Raw genomic sequence first — 20,904 nt, 5'->3', positions numbered from 1 at the left:
AGCACGGGACCGGGCGGAGCGCCCCGACGACTCCGCTGGCGCAGCTTTATGAATCCTGCTCGGGTGACGCCGCAGCGGACGAGTCGCCGTGGTCGTGGTGGGGCGCGTCGAAGCTGTCGCGGAACGTGAACACCACCGACGAGAAGAACATGGCGGCCAGCATCATCGCCGTCGCCACCATGATGCCGCCGGCCATGCCGGCGCCCAGGCCGATGGCGCTCAGCATCGTGACCAGCAGGCTGATGACCACGCCTGCGCCGAGGAACACGCCCATCCACGACAGCCCATACACCGTGAAGGCCCCGAAGTTGCGCAGGCAGGCGACGATGCTGAAAAACAGCGCCTTCACGGGCGGCACGTTGTGCCAGTGCACCAGGCCAGGCGCGTGCCAGAACAGCAGCGACAGCGGCACGTACAGCAGCAGCGACAGCCACATGGCCGCCTGGAAGCTGCCCGACTCGGCCATCTCGCGCGTCAGCGGCTCGCCGCCCAGGTACACGCGTGCGAACTGCCCGCCGTCCACCAGGGCCGACAGCCCCATCAGGCTGAGGAAGCCCACGGCGTAGAGCGCGCCCAGGGTCAGCATATGGTTCAGCCGCTGCTTGCCGGTGCGAAACGCCACCAGCAGCAGTGCGGGCGTGGGCACGCGGTCCTGGCTGGCCTCGGCCGCGGCCACCATCATGGCCAGCGTGGCCGAGGGCAGCAGGCCCAGCGCCACGGCGGGACCGATCAGCGGCAGCATGGTGGCCAGCGACATCGCCGCCATGGTCATGAAAAACAGCGCGGCCAGCGCCATGGGCTGGCGCCAGAACACGCGAATGCCCAGGCGTACCCATTCCAGGCCCGTGCGCGCGGGGACGATGTGCAGTTTCATGGATTGGAAATCGAAGGTGGAGCGCCGCGGCAGCGGTGCGGGCGCATGGGGGAATTTACCCCAGTTGCCGCTGCACAGGCCGCAGCGGTGGATGAAACCAACGGTTATGTGTGGAGTGGCTGTTGTGGGGCGCGCGGCGCACCATGGCGGCTACAGAGTCACCGGATGGGCCGCGCGCTGGCGCAGCACGCGCTCAAAGTGTGTGGGGTCGTGGGGCTTGAGCATGGCGGCCTCGCGCGGCAGGTAGAAGTCCCACAGGCGCGAGATCCAGAAGCGCAGCGCCCCGGCCCGCAGCATGGCGGGCAGCAGGGCGCGTTCAAGCACGGTGAGCGGGCGCACGGCCTGGTAGGCGTCGATCATGGCCTGGGCGCGCGGCGCGGCGTGCGCGCCGGTGGGCAGGTCGATGCACCAGTCGTTCAGGCACACGGCCAGGTCGAAGAGGAAGGTGTCCACGCCCGCGAAATAGAAGTCGAAGAGACCCGTGAGTTCCTCGCCTTCGAACATCACGTTGTCGCGGAACAGATCGGCATGGATGGGGCCGCGCGGCAGCGCCGCGTAGGCGCTGGAGGCCGCCACATGGTTCTGGTAGGCCAGTTCGGACTGCAGCAGCGCCGCCGGCTCGGCGCCGATGTGCGGCAGCACCACCGGCACGGTCTCGTTCCACCAGGGCAGGCCGCGCAGGTTGGGCTGCTGGCGTTCATAGCCGTTTGCGGCCAGGTGCATGCGCGCCAGCATGGTGCCCACGGCCGCGCAGTGCGCTTCCTGGGGGCTGAGCTGGCTCTTGCCGCGCAGCTTGGTGGCCAGCGCAGCGGGCTTGCCGCACACCTGGTGCAGGATCTCGCCATGCTTGTCGGCCTGCGGGTCCGGCACGGGGATGCCCGCGTGCGCCAGATGCTTCATCAGGTGCAGGTAGAAAGGCAACTGCTCTGCGGTGAGGCGCTCGAACAGCGTGAGTACGTACTCGCCCTGCTCGCAGGTGACGAAGTAGTTGGTGTTCTCGATGCCGCCCTCGATGCCGCGCAGCTCAAGCAGCTTGCCCAGCTGCAGCCGGCGCAGCAATTCGCGCGCCTCTTTGGTGGAGACTTCGGTGAAAACGGCCATCGGTCAGTACGTCAGTGCACGCGGCGTGCTGAAAAAAGCGGGGGAAGGAGCGGGCGATACGGGCCGCCCAGGAATGCCGCGTTGGCTGCGGTCAGAAATTGCGCAAGTTCCACACGCGCGGTGCGGTCACGGTGTCCGACTCGTTGAAGTTGCCGGGGCGTGCGCGGGCTCCGTCGTTGGAGCGCACTTCATACGCGGGCAGCGGCGTGCCGGTCTTGGGTTGCACGGTGATGCTCTGCGTCTGCCCGCCCACGCGCAGCTCTTGCACGCGGCTGCCGGCGTCCTCCACCACGATGTGCTCTACGCGCTGGTTGTGGCGCCCTTCAGCCTGCTGCTCTCTTTCCAATAGCTGGCCGCGCCCGTCCGCACTGGGCTGAATGGCATTTTGGCTTGCATTCTGAGCCAGGGCGGGAGCACTGGCCAGGGCCAGCAGCAGGAAGGTGGAGTGGAGAGCGCGCATGGCGCGATTGTAGGCGCCGTGCGCCGGCGTGCGCGCTCAGCGCTGCGGCGGGCAGGTGCTGGCGCTGCAGGCCTGCGTGTACTTGCCGATGAAGGTGCGGAAGTTCTTGCCGAGCTTGCCCATCTCCTCGCACACATCGCCGCGCGCATCGAAGGCAAAGCCCTGCGTGCCGGCGGCGTTGAACAGCTCCACGCGCGTGAGGCCCAGGCGCGCGAACTGCGCAGGGTCGTGCCACTGCTGCGCGCAGATGTTGTGGAAGACGAAGGTGTTGTACACCAGCTCGGTGACCTCGGGCTTGTTCATCTGCGCGCGCAGCACGCCGCCGTCAAACTGTGCGGCACTGATGCCGTGCAGCGACTTCTGCATCGAAGGCGGCACGTTCTTGAAGTCCGGGTTGGCCCACGCCAGGGTGGTGGTGGCGCAGGCGACGAGTGCGAGCAGGTGGTGTTTCATGGGGCAGCCTTGGGGAGAGGGGAGGGCGCGGCGCACCGCCGAGCCACGGCGACGGATTGTGCCGCTTTCCACTGCACCTGCCCGTGCGCGGGGTGCTGATTGCGATGGCGGCCACGGCCGATGAGCGTGGGAGAATTCGCCGATGACACGCCCCAAGACCCTGGTGCTGGTGGATGGCTCCAGCTACCTGTACCGCGCATTCCATGCCATGCCCGACCTGCGCGCCGTGCCGGGCGATCCCGCCAGCGCCCCCACGGGGGCCATCCGCGGCATGATCAACATGCTGCAGGCGCTCAAGAAAGAGGTCCCTGCCGACTACGCCGCCTGCGTTTTCGATGCCAGCGGCCCCACTTTTCGCGACGCGCTGTACCCCGAGTACAAGCAGCACCGCGCGCCCATGCCCGATGACCTGCGTGCGCAGATCGAGCCCATCCACGAGGTGGTGCGGCTGCTGGGCTGGCCGGTGCTGTGTATCCCCGGCGTGGAGGCCGACGACGTGATCGGCACGCTGGCTGCTACCGCGGCCGGCCAGGGCATGCAGGTGGTGATCTCCAGCGGCGACAAGGACCTGAGCCAGCTGGTGAACGAAAACATCACCATCATCGACACCATGAACGGCAAGAAGCGGGACGTAGCCGGCGTGACCGCCGAGTTCGGCGTGCCCCCGACGCTCATGGTGGACTACCAGGCCCTGGTGGGCGATGCCGTGGACAACGTGCCCGGCGTGCCCAAGGTCGGCCCCAAGACCGCCGCCAAATGGCTCACGGAATACGGTTCGCTGGATGCGCTGCTGGCCAACGCGGGCGCCATCAAGGGCGTGGCCGGCGAGAACCTGCGCGGGGCGCTGGACTGGCTGCCCACCGCGCGCATGCTGGTCACTATCAAGACCGACTGCGACCTGGCGGGCCACCTCGATGGTCTGCCTGCTATCGATGCGATAGCTGTTGGCGCTGAGCAGGCGGACGCGTTGCGCGATTTTTATCAAAAGTATGGCTTCAAGAGCCTGGCACGAGCGCTGCCGTCCGCGGTGGTGCCGGATGCTGGCGCCAGCGGAGACCTCTTCGCCACGCCCGACGCCAGCGCCGTCGCCGTGCAGGCGCAACAGCGCGAGGTGACCTACGACACCATCCTCACCTGGGAGCAGCTCGACGGCTGGCTCGCGCGCCTGAAGGCCGCGCCGCTGGCGGCGCTGGACACCGAGACCACGTCGCTGGACGAGTTGCGGGCCGAGATCGTGGGCGTGTCCTTCAGCGTTGAGCCCGGAGCCGCCGCTTACATCCCGCTGGCGCACAACGGCCCTGACGCGCCGCCGCAGCTGCCGCTGGCCGAGGTGCTGGAGCGCCTGCGCCCCTGGCTGGAAGACCCGGCCTGCCCCAAGCTGGGCCAGCACGTGAAGTACGACCGGCATGTGTTCGCCAACCACGGCATCCAGGTGCGCGGCTATGCGCACGACACCATGCTGCAAAGCTACGTGCTGGAAGTGCACAAGCCCCATGGCCTGGCCAGCCTGGCCGAGCGCCACACGGGCCGCACCGGCATCAGCTACGAAGACCTGTGCGGCAAGGGGGCCAAGCAGATCCCGTTTGCACAGGTCCCGGTGGACAAGGCTGCGGCCTACTCGTGCGAGGACTCCGACCAGACGCTGGATGTGCACCGCGTGCTATGGCCCCAGCTGCAGGCCGACGACAAGCTGCGCGGCATCTACGAGCTGGAGATGGCCTGCAGCGAGACCTTGTTTCGCATCGAGCGCAATGGCGTGCTGATCGACGCGGGCAAGCTGGCCGCCCAGAGCCACGCGCTGGGCCAGCGCATCCTGCAGCTGGAGCAGGAGGCGTACGCCATCGCCGGCCAGCCCTTCAACCTGGGATCGCCCAAGCAATTGGGTGAAATCTTCTTCGACAAGCTGGGCATGCCCGTGGTGAAGAAGACCGCCACCGGCGCGCGCAGCACCGACGAAGAGGTGCTGGAGAAGCTGGCCGAGGACTACCCGCTGCCCGCCAAGTTGCTGGAACACCGCAGCCTGTGCAAGCTCAAGGGCACCTACACCGACAAACTCAGCACGCTGGCGGACCCGCGCACCGGCCGTGTCCACACCCACTACGCGCAGGCCGTGGCCGTCACCGGGCGGCTGTCCAGCAACGAGCCCAACCTGCAGAACATCCCCATTCGCACGCCGGAGGGCCGGCGCGTGCGCGAGGCCTTCGTGGCACCCGCGGGCCGCGTGATTGCCAGTGCCGACTACAGCCAGATCGAGCTGCGCATCATGGCGCACATCAGCGGCGACGAGGCGCTGCTGCACGCCTTCCGCGAGGGCCTGGACGTGCACCGCGCCACGGCGGCCGAGGTGTTCGGCGTGGCGCTGGACCAGGTCAGCAGCGAGCAGCGCCGCTACGCCAAGGTCATCAACTTCGGCCTGATCTACGGCATGAGCAGTTTCGGCCTGGCCAAGAACCTGGGCATCGAGACCAAGGCGGCGGCGGCCTACATCGACCGCTACTTCCAGCGCTACCCCGGCGTGAAGCAGTACATGGAAGAGACCAAGGCCCAGGCCAAGGCGCGCGGCTACGTGGAGACCGTGTTCGGCCGGCGCCTGTACCTGCCGGAGATCAACTCGCCCAACGGCCCGCGCCGAGGCGCGGCCGAGCGCGCCGCCATCAACGCGCCCATGCAGGGCACGGCGGCCGACCTCATCAAGAAGGCCATGGTGGCCGTGCAGGGCGAGCTGGACGCGCGCAAGCCCGAGGTGCTCATGATCATGCAGGTGCACGACGAACTGGTGTTCGAGCTGCCCGAGGGCGAGGTGGACTGGCTGCGCCGTGAGATCCCGCGCCTGATGGCCGGCGTGGCCGCGCTGCAGGTACCGCTGCTGGCCGAAGTGGGCGTGGGGCCCGACTGGGACAAGGCGCACTGATAGCGCTTGTCGCCCGGTGGCGCGGTGGCGCGGGCGGGTCGCATGCGCAAAACGGCCATTGCCGCTACATTGGCACGCCATGCCTCCTGGCCAGCGCCGGGGGGCGTCCGTCCCCCAACCCTTGCCACCCCTTGCCAGGAGCCTCCGTCATGCACAGCGATCTCCAGAACGACTTCGATGCACTCGTCCCCGGCCGTAGCACGGCAGCGGGCGCCAGCCGCCGCACCGCGCTGGGCGTCATGCTGGGGGCCGGCTATGCCGCCGCGGCCGCGCCGGTGATGGCGCAGACAGCGGTCTCCACCCCGGCCGACGGGCTCACGGCGGGGGAGGTGCACTTTGCGGTGAACGGCTTTGACGTGCGCGCCTACCGCGCGGCGCCGCAGGGCAAGACGGGGCTGCCCGTGGTGCTGGTGATTTCAGAGATCTTCGGCGTGCACGAGTACATTGCCGACGTTTGCCGCCGCCTGGCGCACGAGGGCTACCTTGCCGTTGCCCCCGACCTGTTCGCGCGCCAGGGCGACCCGCGCGCCTACAGTGAAGTCGCCAAGCTCATGAGCGAGCTGGTGTCCAAGGTGCCCGATGCCCAGGTCATGGCCGACCTGGATGGCGCCGTGCAATGGGCCGGAGCCCATGGCGGTGACCTCCAGCGCGTGGGCATCACCGGCTTTTGCTGGGGCGGCCGCATCACCTGGCTCTACGCCGCGCATGGCCCGGTGAAGGCCGGGGTGGCCTGGTATGGCCGTCTGGTGGGGCAGGCCAGCGCCCTGAATCCCAAGCACCCCGTGGACCTGGCGCCCATCCTCAAGGCACCCGTGCTGGGTCTGTATGGTGAAAAAGATGCCGGCATACCTCTTGACACGATTGATAAGATGAAAAGCGCCCTGTCAGAAGGGTCTGCCGCAGCGAAAGCCTCGCGGTTCGTGGTCTACCCGGACGCGCCGCATGCCTTCCATGCCGACTACCGCCCGAGCTCTCGCAAGGAAGCCGCGCAGGACGGCTGGAAGCGCACGCTGGCCTGGTTCAAGCAGCACGGCGTGGCGTGAGCCGCGGCAGCCAGCACGCACACAAGCCCTTCGGGGCTTTTTTTGATGGCGCGGCGAGAGTTTGGTTTTGAATGAATGAAATTGGCACCTAGGCCAATAAGAGAAAGCGCAAGCAGCTATGACATTAATAGCGATCATCCTGGCCACGTTGGCCGCGGGCATTGGCAGTGTGTGGGTGGCGGCGGCGCTGCTGCGCCTGGGCATGGGCACGCGCCAGCGCGTGGGGCCGCAGCATCTGCTGAGCCTGGCCGCGGGCGCGCTGCTGGCGACCGCCTTCATGCATCTGCTGCCCGAGGCGTTCGAGAGCCAGGCCAGTGCGCACGACCTGTTTGCCACGCTGCTGCTGGGGCTGGTGTTCTTCTTCCTGCTGGACAAGGCCGAGCTGTGGCACCACGGCCATGAGCACAGCCCGTCCGAGCGGCACATCCATGGCCAGGGCCACCACGACCACCACCCTGACCACGCGCACGACCACCACCATGGCCCGGGCCAGCACGGGCATGGCGGCTGGGCGTTGCTGACCGGTGACAGCGTGCACTGCTTTGGCGACGGCTTGCTGATCGCCTCGGCCTTCATGGCGGACATGCGGCTGGGCGTGGTGGCCGCGCTGTCGGTGCTGGCGCACGAGGTGCCGCACCACATTGGCGACCTGGTGGTGCTGCGCCACAGCATCCGCCACCGCAACGCGGCGCTGCTCAAGGTCTCGCTGGCGGGCGCGCTGACGGCGCTGGGCGGCCTGGTGGGCTACTACCTGGTGGGGCTGTGGGACGGCGGGCTGCCGTATTTCCTGGCCATCGCCTCCAGCAGCTTCGTGTACGTGGCGCTAGCCGACCTGATTCCGCAACTGCAAAAACGCCTCTCGGCCGCGCAGACGCTGGCGCAGATCGCCTGGCTGGCGGCCGGCATCGCGGTGGTGACCTTTGTGAGCGGGCTGGCGCACGCGCATTGAGCACGGCAGGGTGTTCGCCGGTGTGCGCGCCGCGCCTGCCTGTCCGGGGAGGACCGCGGCGCCAGTCCAAGGGCCGGCGGCCGCGCAGAGGGTGCAGGCGTGTGGGCGCCTGAAACGCCGCAGCCGTATCAACCCGTGGCCAGCGCCTCGCGCACCCCGGCCACCTGGCGGCGCGAGACCGGCAGGGGCTCGGTGAGTCCGTGCAGGCGCACGGCCCAGCCTTCGCCCTCCTCGGCGTCGTAATAGCGCTCCAGCGCGCGCATGGCGCGGCGGGCCACAAGCGTGCTGCGGTGCACGCGCAGAAAGTGGCCCGCGTGGCGCGCCTCCAGGTCGGACAGCGCGCTGTCGATGACGAAGCTGCGCGTGAGGGTGCGCACCGTCACGTATTTCTGCTCGGCGCGCAGGAACAGCACGTCGTCCACCGGCACGCGCTCGGTGCGCCCGCGCTCCTGGATCAGCAGCACCTCGCAGCTGGGCGCCGGCAGCGGCGAGCGCGTGGGAGCGGCGCTGGGGGCCGCGGCGCGCTGCGCCTTGGCCAGTGCCTGCTGCAGGCGCTGCAGGCGCACGGGCTTGGTGAGGTAGTCCACGGCATCCAGTTCGAAGGCCGACAGCGCATGGTCCGCGTGGGCGGTCACGAACACGATGGCCGGCGGGTGCGGCAGGCGCTGGATGTGGTGCGCCAGTCCCAGGCCGTCCTGGCCCGGCATGTGGATGTCCAGCAGCACCACGTCCACCGCGCGGCCGCCGCTGGCCTCGAGCTGCGCCAGCGCGTCCGCGGCGTGCGCGGCCTCCGTCACGCTGTGGCGGGGGTCGCAGTCGGCCAGCAGCGTGCGCAGGCGGCTGCGGGCCAGGAGTTCGTCGTCCACGATCAGGATGTGCATGGGGCGTCGACTGTAGTGGATGTGGCGTGCCGCGTGGCCCGGGGATTCAGGGTGCGGGCAGCGAGATGCGCACCTGGTACAGGCCGCCCTGTACGCCGGCGCTGAAGTCGCAGTCCACGTCGTGCAGCAGGCGCAGGCGGTCGCGCACGTTCGCCTGTGCGATGCCGTGGCCGCGTGGCGCGTCCTCGGCCGTGGGGCGATCGGTGGGCAGGGTGTTGGTGATGGTCAGCACCACGCGGCCGCCGCGCCGCTCGGTGGCGATGCGCAGCTTGCCCCCGCGCGCGCTGGGCTCCACGCCGTGCTTGACCGCGTTTTCCACCAGCGGCTGCAGCAAGAGCGGCGGCAGGCGCGCGGCGTTGGCGCGCGCATCCAGCACCCATTGCACGCGCATGCGTTCGCCAAAGCGCACCTGCTCAATGTCCAGGTAGCGGCGTGCCAGCACGATCTCTTCCTCCAGTGTGGCGGACTCGCCCTGCTCCACCAGGGCGTGGCGGAACAGGTCGCTCAGGTCTTCCAGCAGCGCCTCGGCCTTGGCGGGTTCGTCGCGCACCAAGGCGATGGCGCTGTTGAGCGTGTTGAACAGGAAGTGTGGACGGATGCGCGCCTGCAACTCGGTCAGGCGCGCGGTGGTGGCGGCGGGTGTGCGGGCGCGGGCGCGCATTCTCAGCGCGGTGACCAGCAGCGCCGCCAGCAGCGCGCCGCTGGCGGCGCTGGCCAGCCACGGCGGCGGGGCGCCCGCGGGGCCGCTGGCCAGGGCCAGCATGGCGCAGGCCAGCAGGCCGGCCAGTGCGCCCAGCAGCACGCCGGCGGCGTACTGCAGCGGCTCCTGCAGGCGCTGCAGCGCCGTCTTGAGGCTGCAGGCCGTGATCAGCCAGGCGAGGGTGGCCGGCAGCGCGCCGCCCGTGAGCAACGCCAGGCGCGCCAGCCATTCCGCCAGGCTGCCCGCGCCGAACAAGGCGCCCACGCCCAGCACCAGTTCCACGAACAGCACGGCGCGCAGCACCACGCCCACCTGGCAGGCGTCGAACACCAGCGCGCGGCCGCGTACCGCACTGCGCGGTGCGGCTTCGGGCAGGGCGGCGGGGCGGGTCGATAAAATTTGCGTCTCTTGCATTGCGGCATCCGGGCGTTCCGGGTGTCGAAACCCCCGGATTATTGCCCCCATGTCCTCTTCTTCCGCCTCGCAACCGTCCCACGACCAGCTCGCCACCAAGGCCCAGGCCTGGTCGGCCTTGTTCTCCGAGCCCATGAGCGATCTGGTCAAGCGCTATACGTCGAGCGTGTTCTTCGACAAGCGCCTGTGGCAGGCCGACATCGCGGGCAGCCTGGCCCATGCCGAGATGCTGGCCGCGCAAGGCATCATCAGCGCGCAGGACCACGCCGACATTCAGAAGGGCATGGCCCAGATCACGCAGGAGATCGAGTCCGGGGCGTTCGAGTGGAAGCTGGACCTGGAGGACGTGCACCTGAACATCGAGGCGCGCCTGACCCAGCTGGTGGGCGACGCCGGCAAGCGCCTGCACACCGGCCGCAGCCGCAACGACCAGGTGGCCACCGACGTGCGCCTGTGGCTGCGCGGCGAGATCGACCTGATCGAGGGCCTGCTGAGCGAGCTGCAGCTGTCGCTGGTCGAGGTGGCCGAGCAGAACGTCGAGGTGATCCTGCCCGGCTTCACCCACCTGCAGGTGGCGCAGCCCGTGAGCTTTGCGCACCACCTGCTGGCTTACGTGGAGATGTTTGCACGCGATGCCGAGCGCATGCGCGACGTGCGCCGCCGGGTGAACGTGCTGCCGCTGGGCTCCGCCGCGCTGGCCGGCACTACCTACCCGCTGGACCGCGAGCGCGTGGCCAAGACGCTGGGCATGGAGGGCGTGTGCCAGAACAGCCTGGACGGCGTGAGCGACCGCGACTTCGCCATCGAGTTCACGGCCGCCGCCAGCCTGTGCATGGTGCACGTGAGCCGCCTGTCCGAAGAACTCATCATCTGGATGAGCCAGAACTTCGGCTTCATCAAGATCGCCGACCGCTTCACCACCGGCTCGTCGATCATGCCGCAGAAGAAGAACCCCGACGTGCCGGAGCTGGCGCGCGGCAAGACCGGCCGCGTGGTGGGCCACCTGATGGGCCTGATCACGCTGATGAAGGGCCAGCCCCTGGCCTACAACAAGGACAACCAGGAAGACAAGGAGCCGCTGTTCGACACGGTGGACACGCTGAAAGACACGCTGCGCATCTTCGCCGAGATGATCGGCGGCCAGATGAACCCCGCCACCGGCTGCAAGGACGGCGGCATCACCGTGAACGCCGAGGCCATGCGCGCCGCGGCGCTCAAGGGCTACGCCACGGCGACCGACCTGGCTGACTACCTCGTCAAGAAGGGCCTGCCGTTCCGCGACGCGCACGAGACCGTGGCCCACGCGGTGAAGGCCGCCGTGTCGCACGGCGTGGACCTGTCGGAGCTGCCGCTGGCCGTGCTGCAGGGCTTTCACCCGGCGATCGAGAAGGACGTGTTCGATGCCCTGAGCCTGCAGGGCTCGCTGAACGCGCGCAACACCCTGGGCGGCACCGCGCCCGCGCAGGTGCGCACGCAGCTGGCGCGCCACCGTGCGCGGCTGTCCGCCTGATTGCCCGTCAAAAATAGGAGCTGGCAGCGCTTGATGTAAGCGGTTTTCAGTATGTTTTGATGCTGAAATGCTTTACTGGCAGGCGCGAGCAGCTCCTGAATTTGTACCGACCTGCCGCCCCAGGAGAGCCACCATGAACCTGCACCGCCGCCACCTGCTGGCCAGCGCCGTTGCCGCCAGCGTGCTGCCGGCGTTGCCCGCCTGGGCCGACGGCACCAAGCCGGTGCGCATCCTGGTGGGCTTTCCGCCCGGAGGCGGCTCGGATGCCATCGCCCGCCTGCTGGCCGACAAGCTCAAGGACGTGCTGGGCATCCCCGTGGTGGTGGACAACCGCCCCGGCGCGGGCGGGCAGATCGCGGCGCAGGTGCTCAAGGCCGCGCCGGCCGACGGGACCACGCTGTTCCTCACGCACGACCACACCCTCTCCATCCTGCCGCTGGTGGTGAAGAACCCCGGCTTCGACCCGGTGAGCGACTTCGTGCCCGTGGCGGGCTTTGCCACCTTCGTGAACGCGTTCGCCGTTTCGGGCGGCACGCCCGCGCGTTCGTTCAACGAGTATGTGCAGTGGCTCCAGGCCGCGCGGGGCGGCCAGGGCGCGGTGGGCGTGCCGGCGCCGGCATCCACGCCGGAGTTTCTGGTCAAGCTGCTGGGCCGCAAGTACCGGCTGGACCTGGTGGCCGCGCCCTACCGCGGCAGCGCGCCCATGATCGGCGACATGCTGGGCAACCAGATCGCGGCGGGCGTGGGATCGGTGCAGGACTTCATCGAGCACCACCGCGGCGGCAAGCTGCGCGTGGTGGGCGTGCTGGGCACGCAGCGCCAGGCTGCGCTGCCCGATGTGCCCACGTTCGACGAACTGGGCCTCAAGGGCTTCGAGGACCTGCCGTACTACGGCATCTACGCGCCGGCCGGCACGCCCGGCGCTTTCATCGCGCAGTTCTCCGCCGCACTGGCGCATGTGCTGGCGCAGCCCGCGGTGCATGAGCAGCTCACCACCCTGGGCCTCACCGTGGGCCACATGGCGCCCGGGCAACTGGCCGCGCGCCAGAAGGCCTACACCGCAGCCTGGGCACGCATCATCCGCAACAGCGGCTTCACGGCGCAGTAGGCGTGCGGTAGCTGCGCGGTAGCTGCGCGGTAGCTGCGCGGTAGCTGCGCGGTAGCTGCGCGGTAGCTGCGCGGTAGGGGCGCACCCCGGCCGCTGCCCCGCAGGCCAGCGCAGGCCCGCGTTCACGCCAGCGTGCGCACCTGCGGCTCGCGCGCCCACTGGCGCGTCTGCGCGGCGGCGATGAAGCCCTGCGCGTCGGCCGGGTCCACCACGCCCGCGTCGGGTTCGATGCCGCCGGCCTGCAGGATGGCCTGCGTGCCCTTGCAGGCAGCGATGGCCTTGAGGTGGCCGAAGGCGTCGCGGAACCAGTCCACCGCCACGGCCTCGCGCGCCAGCTGCGCGCCCATCTCCGGCGAGAGCACTGAGGCCACCGCGTCGAACACCGCCGAGGGCGTGCCTGCCAGCTGCCCGTCGGCAGGCAACTGCGTGCCGTCCTTGAGCAGCGCGCCACCCACCTTGGGCGCGACGATCTTCACCTGCGCGCCCGCCTTCTCCAGCGCCTTGCGCAGGTTGGCCACGGTGGTGCCGTTGGAGCCGTCGGCCACCAGAATGCCCACGCAGCGGCCCTGCAGCGTGGGCTTCATGCGGTCGATGATGCGCAGGGCGGGCGAGGGCGGCAGGTCCTGCACCGGCACGGCCAGCGGGGGGGCGGGCGGCAGCTGCGGCAGCGCCAGGCCATCGGCCACGCGCTGGGCCAGCTGCGGGTCGATGTGCAGCAGATGGCCCACCACGCCTTCGCGCACGTGCAGCGTCTGTACCTTGGACAGCTCGAACACCAGCGCCGACGCCAGGTGCGCCTGCTCCAGCGGGCTCTGGCTGCGGTAGAACATGCGCGCCTGGCTGTAATGGTCGGCAAAGCTCTCGGGGCGGATGCGCCCCTTGCCGCTGCCCTCGTCGGTCTGCGCCACGTGCCGAAAGCCTGCCGCCTGCGATGCGCGGGGCGAGTCGGCCTGCAGGCTGCTGGGCTCGTAGTTCACGCGGCCCTGCGGCACGAGCATCTGCATGTGGCCGTCGCGCTGGTTGTGGGCGAAGGGGCACTTGGGCGCGTTGATGGGGATCTGCACAAAGTTGGGGCCGCCCAGGCGCAGCAGTTGCGTGTCCAGGTAGCTGAACAGGCGCCCCTGCAGCAGCGGGTCGTTGCTGAAGTCGATGCCCGGCGGCAGGTTGGCCGGGCAGAAGGCGACCTGCTCGGTCTCGGCGAAGAAGTTGTCGGGCCAGCGGTTGAGCACCATGCGCCCGATGGGCCGCAGCGGCACCAGCTCTTCGGGGATGAGCTTGGTCGCGTCCAGGTGGTCGAAGGGGAACGTGCCGGCCTCTTCCTCGGTGAACAGCTGCACGGACAGCTCCCACTCGGGGTAGTCGCCCGCCTCGATGGCCTCGAACAGGTCGCGGCGGTGGAAGTCGTTGTCCGCTGCCTGCAGCTTCATCGCCTCGTCCCACACGGTGGACTGAATGCCCAGCTTGGGCCGCCAGTGGAACTTGACGAATGTGCTCTCACCCGCGGCATTCACCAGCCGGAAGCTGTGCACGCCAAAGCCCTCGATCATGCGCAGGCTGCGCGGAATGGTGCGGTCGCTCATGATCCACATCACCATGTGCATGGATTCGGGCATGAGCGAGATGAAGTCCCAGAACGTGTCGTGCGCGCTGGCGGCCTGCGGGAAGGCGCGGTCGGGCTCCATCTTCACGGCGTGCACGAGGTCGGGGAACTTCATCGCGTCCTGGATGAAGAACACCGGGATGTTGTTGCCCACCAGGTCCCAGTTGCCCTCGGGCGTGTAGAACTTCACGGCAAAGCCCCGCACGTCGCGCGGCGTGTCCACCGATCCGGCGCCACCGGCCACCGTGGAAAAGCGCGTGAACACGGGCGTGCGCGTGCCGACTTCGGTCAGTACCCGTGCCGTGGTGTAGTCCGCGAGGGAGTGGGTGAGCTCGAAGAAACCGTGCGCTGCGGAACCGCGCGCGTGCACCACGCGCTCGGGAATGCGCTCGTGGTCGAAGTGGGTGATCTTCTCGCGCAGGATGAAGTCTTCCAGCAGCGCCGGCCCGTGCGGCGAGGGGCGCAGGGTGTTCTGGTTGTCGGGCACGGCAATGCCCTGCTGGGTGGTCAGCACCGGGTGCTGGCCGGCGGCCTGCTGCTGCAGTTCTCCGGCATGGCCGCGGTAGCTGTCCGCATGGGCCGCGGCCTGGCGGGCGGGTAGGGGTTGCTTGGTGGCGGGGGTTCGTGGCATGGACGCTCCTTGGGCGAAATGGCGGTGGGTGTTGCACGGTGCCGCGCTGCGGCGAGCCGCCATGTTTCGCGCGGTTTTGCGGCGCCTGGGTAGGACTTGCGCCCCTTCGCGCGTCGTCATGCGCCACCGCGCGGGACGGGGTCTGCCCAGCCTGTAAGCGCATGCAACAGCCGCGTGGCGCATGGAGCGCTTTGATACGCTCGGCCAAAGCACTGCAGGGGGGATCTCTTGAATACATGGATACGGTGGGTTGCCGCGGGTGGCGCACTGCTGGCGGGCGGCGCGCAGGCGCTGCAGGTGAGCAGCTTTTCGCCCCAGGGCGAGGTGGCGCAGGTGCGCCAGGTGGTGGCGCGGTTTGACGCGGCTGCCGTGCGCTTTGGCGACCCACAGGCGCCGGCTCCCTTCACGGTGCAGTGCAGCGACGCCGATGCGGCCAAGGGCACGGGCCGCTGGACGGGCGAGCGCGAATGGGTGTTCGACTTCGCGCGCGACCTGCCGCCGGGCGTGCGCTGCACGGCCACCGCCAGGTCGGGGTTCAAATCGGCCTCCGGCGCAGAGCTGTCGGGCGCGAAAAGCTATCAGTTCAATAGTGGCGGCCCGTTTGTCCGGCGCATCCTGCCCGGCACCTACCAGTCCATCGACGAGGAGCAGGTGTTCGTGCTGCAGCTGAACGGCGCGGCCACGCAGGACAGCCTGCGCAGCCATGCCTGGTGCGCGCTGGACGGCGTGGGCGAGCGCGTGCCTGTGCGCCTGGTCGAAGGTGCGCAGCGCGGGGACATCCTCAAGGCCCTGGGGCTGGACAAGCGCGCCGCGCAGGCGCCGCTGCAATACGCCACGCTGGCATGCAACCGCCGCCTGACCTCGGGCACGCGCATGCAGCTTGTCTTCGGCAAGGGCGTGGCCACGCCCAGCGGCGTGGCGAACACGGTGGAAAAGCGCTTTGCCTTCCAGGTGCGCGAGCCCTTTGCCGTGGAGTTCCAGTGCGAGCGCGAGAACGCCCAGGCCGCGTGCCTGCCGATCCGCCCCATGGTGCTGTCGTTCAACGCACCCGTATCGCGCAAGATGGCGGCGGGCATACGGCTGAAGTCCAGCTACGAGACGCTGCTGCCGCGCTTTGAGGGCGAAGGGGAGGGCACGGCCGCGCAACCGGGCGATACGCTGGTGAACGCCGTGCGCTTTGGCGTGCCGCTGGCCGAGAGCACGTCCTTCACGGTGGAGCTGCCGGCGGACTTTCGCGACGCCGCGGGGCGCGCGCCGCGCAATGCGGCGAGTTTCCCGCTCAAGGTGGCCACGGGCGGCATGCCGCCGCTGGCCAAGTTTGCGGCGGCGCCTTTTGGCATCGTCGAGCGCTTTGCCGAAGGCCCGGCCGAGGACCACCCGCCCGCGCTGCTGCCCGTGACGCTGCGCAAGGTGGAACCCGCGCTGCGCGTGCAGGGCCTGCAACCTGCGTCCACCCCCGAGGCGCCGGCAGGTCGGGTGCGCACGCTGCAGCCTGGTGGCGATGCGGAGATCATCGCCTGGATGCGCAAGGTGCGCCGCTACCACGGCGCGCTGGTGGAGCGTGGGCAGGCCCGCAGGGACGGCGTGAGCACCCTGCCCCAGCCGCTGCAGGGGCAGGAGAACAAGGAGTACGTGCAGACCCGCATGCTGTCGCTGCTGGCCGGCCAGAGCGGCGCCAAGGCGCTGGAGCTGCCCCGCGCCGCGGCAGCGGACCCGCGGCCGTTCGAGGTCGTGGGCATACCGCTGGCGCCGGGTTTCCATGTGGTGGAGGTGGCGTCGCAGGCGCTGGGCGGCGCGTTGCTGGACGAGCGCCACGGCGCCGGCCGCACCATGTATGTGCGCACGGCGGCGCTGGTGACCAACCTGGGCGTGCATTTCAAGCTGGGCCGCGAGAACGCGCTGGCCTGGGTGACCACGCTGGACAAGGGGCAGCCCGTGCAGGGCGCGAGCGTGCGCGTGTCCGATTGCCGGGGCCGCCTGCTGGCCCAGGCGCAGACCGATGCGCAGGGTATTGCGCGCTTTGACGGACTGTCGCCCGAGCCGCCGCGCTGCGGCGACGCAGACGGCTACGACGACTACGGCGATGGCTCGCAGGCCTACTTCGTGAGCGCGCGCCACCGCGGCGCGGACGGGGTGGAGGATCTGGCCTTTGCCTGGAGCGACTGGCAGCGCGGCATCGAGCCCTGGCGCTTCAACCTGCCCACCAGCAGCGACCCGCGCCCGGATACCGTGGCCCACACCATCTTCGACCGCACGCTGCTGCGCGCGGGCGAGACCGTGTCCATGAAGCACGTGCTGCGCCTGCAGAACCGCCAGGGCTTTGCGCTGCCGCAGGAGCGGCCGTCGGAACTGGCGATCACCCACGTCGGCAGCGGCCAGCAGTTCACCCAGCCGCTGCAGTGGCGCAAGACGGGCACGGGCGGTCTGTCGGCCACCAGCGAGTTCGCGGTGCCGCCGGCCGCCAAGCTGGGCTTGTACCAGGTGGAACTGCGCGGCGCTGACGTCAATGGGGGCGAGCGCTCGTTCGAGTCCGGGAGCTTCCGCGTGGAAGAGTTCCGCCTGCCGGTGCTGGAAGGGCGTATCGCGCCCGCGGACAGCAAGCCGCTGGTGCGCGTGCGCTCGGTGCCGGCCGACGTGCGGGTGGGCTACGTGTCTGGCGGCCCTGCCGGCCAGTTGCCGGTGCGGGTGTCGGCCATGGTGCGCGGCAAGTTCCTGCAGTTCGGCGACTTCGACGCCTTCAGCTTCCAGCCGCCCCGCAAGCGCGGCGCGCAGGCGGGCGATGACGACGAGGAGCCCGCGGCGCGGCAGGACGCGCGCGTGGTGGCCGACAAGCTGGCGCTCACGCTGGACAAGAGCGGCGCGGGTCGCGTGACCATCGAAGAACTGCCCCCGGCCCGCCAGGCGCAGGACCTGGTGCTGGAGGCCACCTATGCCGACCCCAATGGCGAGGTGCAGACGGTGCGCAGCACGCACACGCTGTGGCCGGCCGCCGTGGTGGCGGGCGTGAAGACCGAGGGCTGGGCATCGGCTGCGAGCCGCGTGCGCTTCCAGGCGCTGGCGCTGTCGCTGCAGGGCCAGCCCCAGGCCGGAGTGCCACTGGCCGTGCAGGCCATCGCGCATGTCACCACCACCAGCCGCAAACGCATGGTGGGGGGCTTCTACAGCTACGACAACAAGACCGAGACCAAGGACCTGGGCACCGTGTGCACCGGCAAAAGCGACAGCCGCGGCCTGCTGCTGTGCGACGCCAAGCTGGACGAGCCCGGCGAGGTGGAGCTGGTGGTCACCGCGCGCGACAAGGACGGCAACGAGGCCCAGGCCGCGTCCTCCGTCTGGGTTACGCGGCGCGGCGAGCTGTGGTTTGGCGGCGAGGACCATGACCGCATCGACGTGCTGCCCGAGAAGAAGAGCTACCAGCCCGGCGAGACCGCGCGGCTGCAGGTGCGCATGCCGTTTCGCCATGCCACTGCGCTGGTCAGCGTGGAACGCGAGGGCATCATCGACACGCGCGTGGTGCAGCTCAATGGCCAGGACCCCACGGTGCAGGTCCAGATCGGGCAGGACTGGAGCCCCAACGTCTACGTGAGCGTGCTGGCCCTGCGCGGGCGCCTGCGCGAGGTGCCCTGGTACAGCTTCTTCACCTGGGGCTTCAAGGCGCCGCGCGAATGGTGGAACGCCTTCTGGTACGAAGGCCGCGAGTACGTCGCCCCCACGGCCATGGTGGACCTGTCCAAGCCCGCCTACCGGCTGGGCGTGGCCGAGCTGCGTGTGGGCCATGCCGCGCACCAGATCGCGGTGCAGGTCAAGGCCGACAAGGACAGCTACCCGGTGCGCGGCAAGGCGCAGGTCACCATCACCGCCACGCTGCCGGACGGCAAGCCCGCTGCCGGCGCCGAGGTGGCGCTGGCCGCCGTGGACCAGGCGCTGCTGGAACTGATGCCCAACACCAGCTGGAATCTGCTGGAGGCCATGCTGCAGCGCCGGGCGTGGGGCGTGGAGACTTCCACCGCGCAGATGGAGATCATCGGCCGGCGCCACTACGGCAAGAAGGCCGTGCCTGCGGGCGGCGGCGGCGGCCACACGGCCACGCGCGAGCTGCTGGACACGCTGCTGCTGTGGCGGCCCGCCATTCAGCTGGACGCGAACGGCCGGGCGCAGGTGACCGTGCCGCTCAACGACGCGCTCACCACCTTCAAGGTGGTAGCGGTGGCGGATGCGGGAACGGGCCTGTTCGGCACCGGTGCCATGCAGATCCGCGCCACGCAGGACCTGCAGATCATCAGCGGCCTGCCACCGCTGGTGCGCGAGGAGGACCAGTTCCGCGCGCAGCTCACGCTGCGCAACACCACCAAGGCGGCGATGAAGGTCGAGGTCACGCCGCGTGCCACGCTGCTGCAGCTGAACCAGCAGACCGTGGAGATCCCCGCGGGCGAGTCGCGCGAGGTGGCGTGGTCCGTCACCGCGCCCGCACAACTGGCCCAGACGCGCGCCCAGGCGCTGCTGTGGGAGATCGAGGCGCGCGATACGGTGAGCGGCGCGCGCGATGCGCTCAAGGTGACCCAGCGGCTGGTGCCGGCCGTGCCGCTGGCCGTGCAGCAGGCCACGCTGGTGCAGCTGGACGGCAGCTTCCAGACCGAGGCGGCGCCGCCCGCCGGCGCGCTGCAGGGGCGCGGCGGCCTCAAGCTGGCGCTGCAGCCCCGGCTGGCCGAGGGCCTGCCCGGCGTGCGCGACTGGTGGGCCAACTACCCGTTCGCCTGCCTGGAGCAAAAGACCAGCAAGGCCATCGGCCTGCGCGATGCCGCGCTGTGGCGCAGCGTGGCCGCGCAGATGCCCACCTACCTGGACGGTGACGGCTTGGCCTACTACTTCCCGCCGAGCGAAGGCAGTGCGAACCGGGGCAGCGACACGCTCACCGCCTACCTGCTGGCCGCCACACACGAAGCGGCCGCGCTGTACCCCGAGTTCACGCTGCCTGTTGAAGTGCGCGAGGCCATGGAGCGCGGGCTGACGGCCTTCGTGGAAGGGCGCATCCAGCGCGACTTCTGGAGCCCGCGCAAAGATCTGGACCTGCGCAAGCTGGCGGCCATCGAGGCGCTGTCGCGCACGGGCCATGCCCCGGCGCGGCTGCTAGAGAGCATCACCATCGCGCCCAACCAGTGGCCCACGCATGCGGTGATCGACTGGATCAACGTGCTCAAGCGGGTGCAGGGCGTGCCGCAGCGCGAGCAGCGCCTGGCCGAGGCGATGCAGATCCTCAAGGGCCGCCTGTCCTACCAGGGCACCAAGCTGCTGTTCAGCACCGAGCAGCACGACTACTGGTGGTGGCTGATGCAGAACGGCGACGTGAACACCGCGCGCCTCATGCTGGCCGTGCTGGACGACCCCGCGTGGAAGGACGACATGGGGCGCCTGGCCAGCGGCTTCATCGCACGCCAGCAGGGCGGCGCATGGCACACCACCACAGCCAACCTGTGGGGCGGGCTGGCACTGGAGAAGTTCAGCGCCCGCTTCGAGTCCACGCCGGTGGCCGGCACCACCCGCGCCACGCTCGGCGATCACAGCGCCAGCGTGGACTGGGCCAAGGTGGAGCCGGCCAAGGCCAGCGACGCCACGGGCGCCGCGCACCAGACCCGCTGGTTCGGCGCGCCCGCGGCGCCCGGCATGCTCAAGAACAACGGCATGTTCCTGCCGTGGGGTACGGGCGCCGGCGCGGCGCAGCCGCTCGTGGTCACGCACCAGGGGCCGGGCAAGCCGTGGCTCACGCTGCAGTCGGTGGCGGCCGTGCCGCGCCAGCAGCCGTTCAGCGCGGGCTACACCCTCAAGCGCACGGTCACGCCGGTTGAGCAGGCCGACAAGGCATTGCCCGCGGGCAGCTACTCGCGCGGGGACGTGCTGCGCGTGACGCTGGAAGTGACCGGCACGGCCGACATGACCTGGGTGGCGATCACCGATCCCATCCCCGCAGGGGCGACCATCCTGGGCAGCGGCCTGGGACGCGACTCCGAGATCGCCACGCAGGGCGAAAAGCGCGAGGGCCGGGGCTGGCCCGCGTTCGAGGAACGCGGCTTCGAGTCCTTCCGCAGCTACTACGAGTACCTGCCCAAAGGCACGGTGACGATGCAGTACACCGTGCGCCTGAACAATGCGGGCGACTTTGCGCTGCCGCCCAGCCGCGTCGAGGCACTGTATGCGCCCGAGATGTTCGGTGAGGCACCCAATGCACGGGTGAAAGTGGTGCAACGCCCGTGACTATTCAATGCATAGCTGCT

Annotated in this window: 13 protein-coding genes; 6 read left to right on the top strand and 7 right to left on the bottom strand. The window is 69.9% G+C overall.

What is annotated here, in order from left to right; translation table 11 throughout:
* Window positions 1-46: 46 nt before the first annotated feature.
* The 4 genes from K2L43_RS14320 to K2L43_RS14305 all read right to left on the bottom strand — a co-directional run bounded on the left by K2L43_RS14320 (window position 47) and on the right by K2L43_RS14305 (window position 2,888).
* Complete coding sequence (locus K2L43_RS14320) at window positions 47-874, bottom strand: BPSS1780 family membrane protein (RefSeq protein ID WP_220637835.1); 828 nt, start codon at window positions 872-874, stop codon at window positions 47-49.
* 150 nt (window positions 875-1,024) lie between these two features.
* Window positions 1,025-1,975, bottom strand: a complete 951-nt coding sequence (locus tag K2L43_RS14315; protein ID WP_220637834.1) for a homoserine kinase — start codon at window positions 1,973-1,975, stop codon at window positions 1,025-1,027.
* Between the two features lie 91 nt (window positions 1,976-2,066).
* Window positions 2,067-2,435 carry a hypothetical protein gene (locus K2L43_RS14310; RefSeq protein WP_103737399.1) on the bottom strand — a complete coding sequence of 123 codons (369 nt, stop codon included), beginning with the start codon at window positions 2,433-2,435 and terminating at the stop codon, window positions 2,067-2,069.
* 36 nt (window positions 2,436-2,471) lie between these two features.
* Window positions 2,472-2,888 carry a hypothetical protein gene (locus K2L43_RS14305; protein ID WP_088886204.1) on the bottom strand — a complete coding sequence of 139 codons (417 nt, stop codon included), beginning with the start codon at window positions 2,886-2,888 and terminating at the stop codon, window positions 2,472-2,474.
* A 142-nt stretch (window positions 2,889-3,030) separates the two neighbouring features.
* Here K2L43_RS14305 and polA point away from each other — a divergent pair, with 142 nt between their 5' ends.
* The 3 genes from polA to K2L43_RS14290 all read left to right on the top strand — a co-directional run bounded on the left by polA (window position 3,031) and on the right by K2L43_RS14290 (window position 7,791).
* Window positions 3,031-5,799, top strand: a complete 2,769-nt coding sequence (gene polA / locus K2L43_RS14300; protein WP_220637833.1) for a DNA polymerase I — start codon at window positions 3,031-3,033, stop codon at window positions 5,797-5,799.
* A 149-nt stretch (window positions 5,800-5,948) separates the two neighbouring features.
* Window positions 5,949-6,842: a dienelactone hydrolase family protein gene (locus tag K2L43_RS14295; protein ID WP_220637832.1), complete on the top strand. Its 894-nt coding sequence runs from the start codon at window positions 5,949-5,951 to the stop codon at window positions 6,840-6,842.
* 118 nt (window positions 6,843-6,960) lie between these two features.
* Window positions 6,961-7,791, top strand: a complete 831-nt coding sequence (locus tag K2L43_RS14290; protein WP_172208068.1) for a ZIP family metal transporter — start codon at window positions 6,961-6,963, stop codon at window positions 7,789-7,791.
* Window positions 7,792-7,919: 128 nt separating this feature from the next.
* On the opposite strand, the gene K2L43_RS14285 is transcribed toward K2L43_RS14290, so the two are convergent.
* Window positions 7,920-8,672, bottom strand: coding sequence for a LytTR family DNA-binding domain-containing protein (locus K2L43_RS14285; protein WP_220637831.1), 753 nt, complete (start codon window positions 8,670-8,672; stop codon window positions 7,920-7,922).
* Window positions 8,673-8,718: 46 nt separating this feature from the next.
* Window positions 8,719-9,786 (bottom strand): sensor histidine kinase, encoded by a 1,068-nt coding sequence (locus K2L43_RS14280; protein WP_011806432.1) that lies wholly within the window; start codon window positions 9,784-9,786, stop codon window positions 8,719-8,721.
* A gap of 49 nt (window positions 9,787-9,835) precedes the next feature.
* On the opposite strand from K2L43_RS14280, the gene argH reads away from it, so the two are divergent.
* Together argH and K2L43_RS14270 are read left to right on the top strand one after the other, a co-directional pair.
* Window positions 9,836-11,296 carry an argininosuccinate lyase gene (gene argH, locus K2L43_RS14275; protein WP_220637830.1) on the top strand — a complete coding sequence of 487 codons (1,461 nt, stop codon included), beginning with the start codon at window positions 9,836-9,838 and terminating at the stop codon, window positions 11,294-11,296.
* A 133-nt stretch (window positions 11,297-11,429) separates the two neighbouring features.
* Complete coding sequence (locus tag K2L43_RS14270) at window positions 11,430-12,404, top strand: Bug family tripartite tricarboxylate transporter substrate binding protein (protein WP_220637829.1); 975 nt, start codon at window positions 11,430-11,432, stop codon at window positions 12,402-12,404.
* 122 nt (window positions 12,405-12,526) lie between these two features.
* Here the strand turns inward: K2L43_RS14270 and K2L43_RS14265 are convergent, their stop codons facing one another.
* Entirely contained in the window at window positions 12,527-14,635 is a 2,109-nt protein-coding gene (locus K2L43_RS14265) for a catalase (RefSeq protein WP_103737405.1), read from the bottom strand.
* 228 nt (window positions 14,636-14,863) lie between these two features.
* Between K2L43_RS14265 and K2L43_RS14260 the strand changes: the two genes are divergently transcribed.
* Complete coding sequence (locus K2L43_RS14260) at window positions 14,864-20,884, top strand: alpha-2-macroglobulin (RefSeq protein WP_220637828.1); 6,021 nt, start codon at window positions 14,864-14,866, stop codon at window positions 20,882-20,884.
* The last annotated feature ends 20 nt before the right edge of the window (window positions 20,885-20,904 follow it).

This window comes from Diaphorobacter sp. MNS-0 (assembly GCF_019602835.1).
Lineage (GTDB): Bacteria > Pseudomonadota > Gammaproteobacteria > Burkholderiales > Burkholderiaceae_C > Diaphorobacter > Diaphorobacter nitroreducens.
Note: the sequence above shows the minus strand (reverse complement) of the source record. Positions and strands in the feature narration are given on the sequence as shown.

Coding starts and splice junctions, on each gene's coding strand:
- K2L43_RS14320 (WP_220637835.1), bottom strand. CDS start 874: ATGAAACTGCACATCGTCCCCGCGCGCACGGGCCTGGAATGGGTACGC.
- K2L43_RS14285 (WP_220637831.1), bottom strand. CDS start 8,672: ATGCACATCCTGATCGTGGACGACGAACTCCTGGCCCGCAGCCGCCTG.
- K2L43_RS14270 (WP_220637829.1), top strand. CDS start 11,430: ATGAACCTGCACCGCCGCCACCTGCTGGCCAGCGCCGTTGCCGCCAGC.
- K2L43_RS14305 (WP_088886204.1), bottom strand. CDS start 2,888: ATGAAACACCACCTGCTCGCACTCGTCGCCTGCGCCACCACCACCCTG.
- argH (WP_220637830.1), top strand. CDS start 9,836: ATGTCCTCTTCTTCCGCCTCGCAACCGTCCCACGACCAGCTCGCCACC.
- K2L43_RS14315 (WP_220637834.1), bottom strand. CDS start 1,975: ATGGCCGTTTTCACCGAAGTCTCCACCAAAGAGGCGCGCGAATTGCTG.
- K2L43_RS14265 (WP_103737405.1), bottom strand. CDS start 14,635: ATGCCACGAACCCCCGCCACCAAGCAACCCCTACCCGCCCGCCAGGCC.
- K2L43_RS14310 (WP_103737399.1), bottom strand. CDS start 2,435: ATGCGCGCTCTCCACTCCACCTTCCTGCTGCTGGCCCTGGCCAGTGCT.
- K2L43_RS14280 (WP_011806432.1), bottom strand. CDS start 9,786: ATGCAAGAGACGCAAATTTTATCGACCCGCCCCGCCGCCCTGCCCGAA.
- polA (WP_220637833.1), top strand. CDS start 3,031: ATGACACGCCCCAAGACCCTGGTGCTGGTGGATGGCTCCAGCTACCTG.
- K2L43_RS14290 (WP_172208068.1), top strand. CDS start 6,961: ATGACATTAATAGCGATCATCCTGGCCACGTTGGCCGCGGGCATTGGC.
- K2L43_RS14295 (WP_220637832.1), top strand. CDS start 5,949: ATGCACAGCGATCTCCAGAACGACTTCGATGCACTCGTCCCCGGCCGT.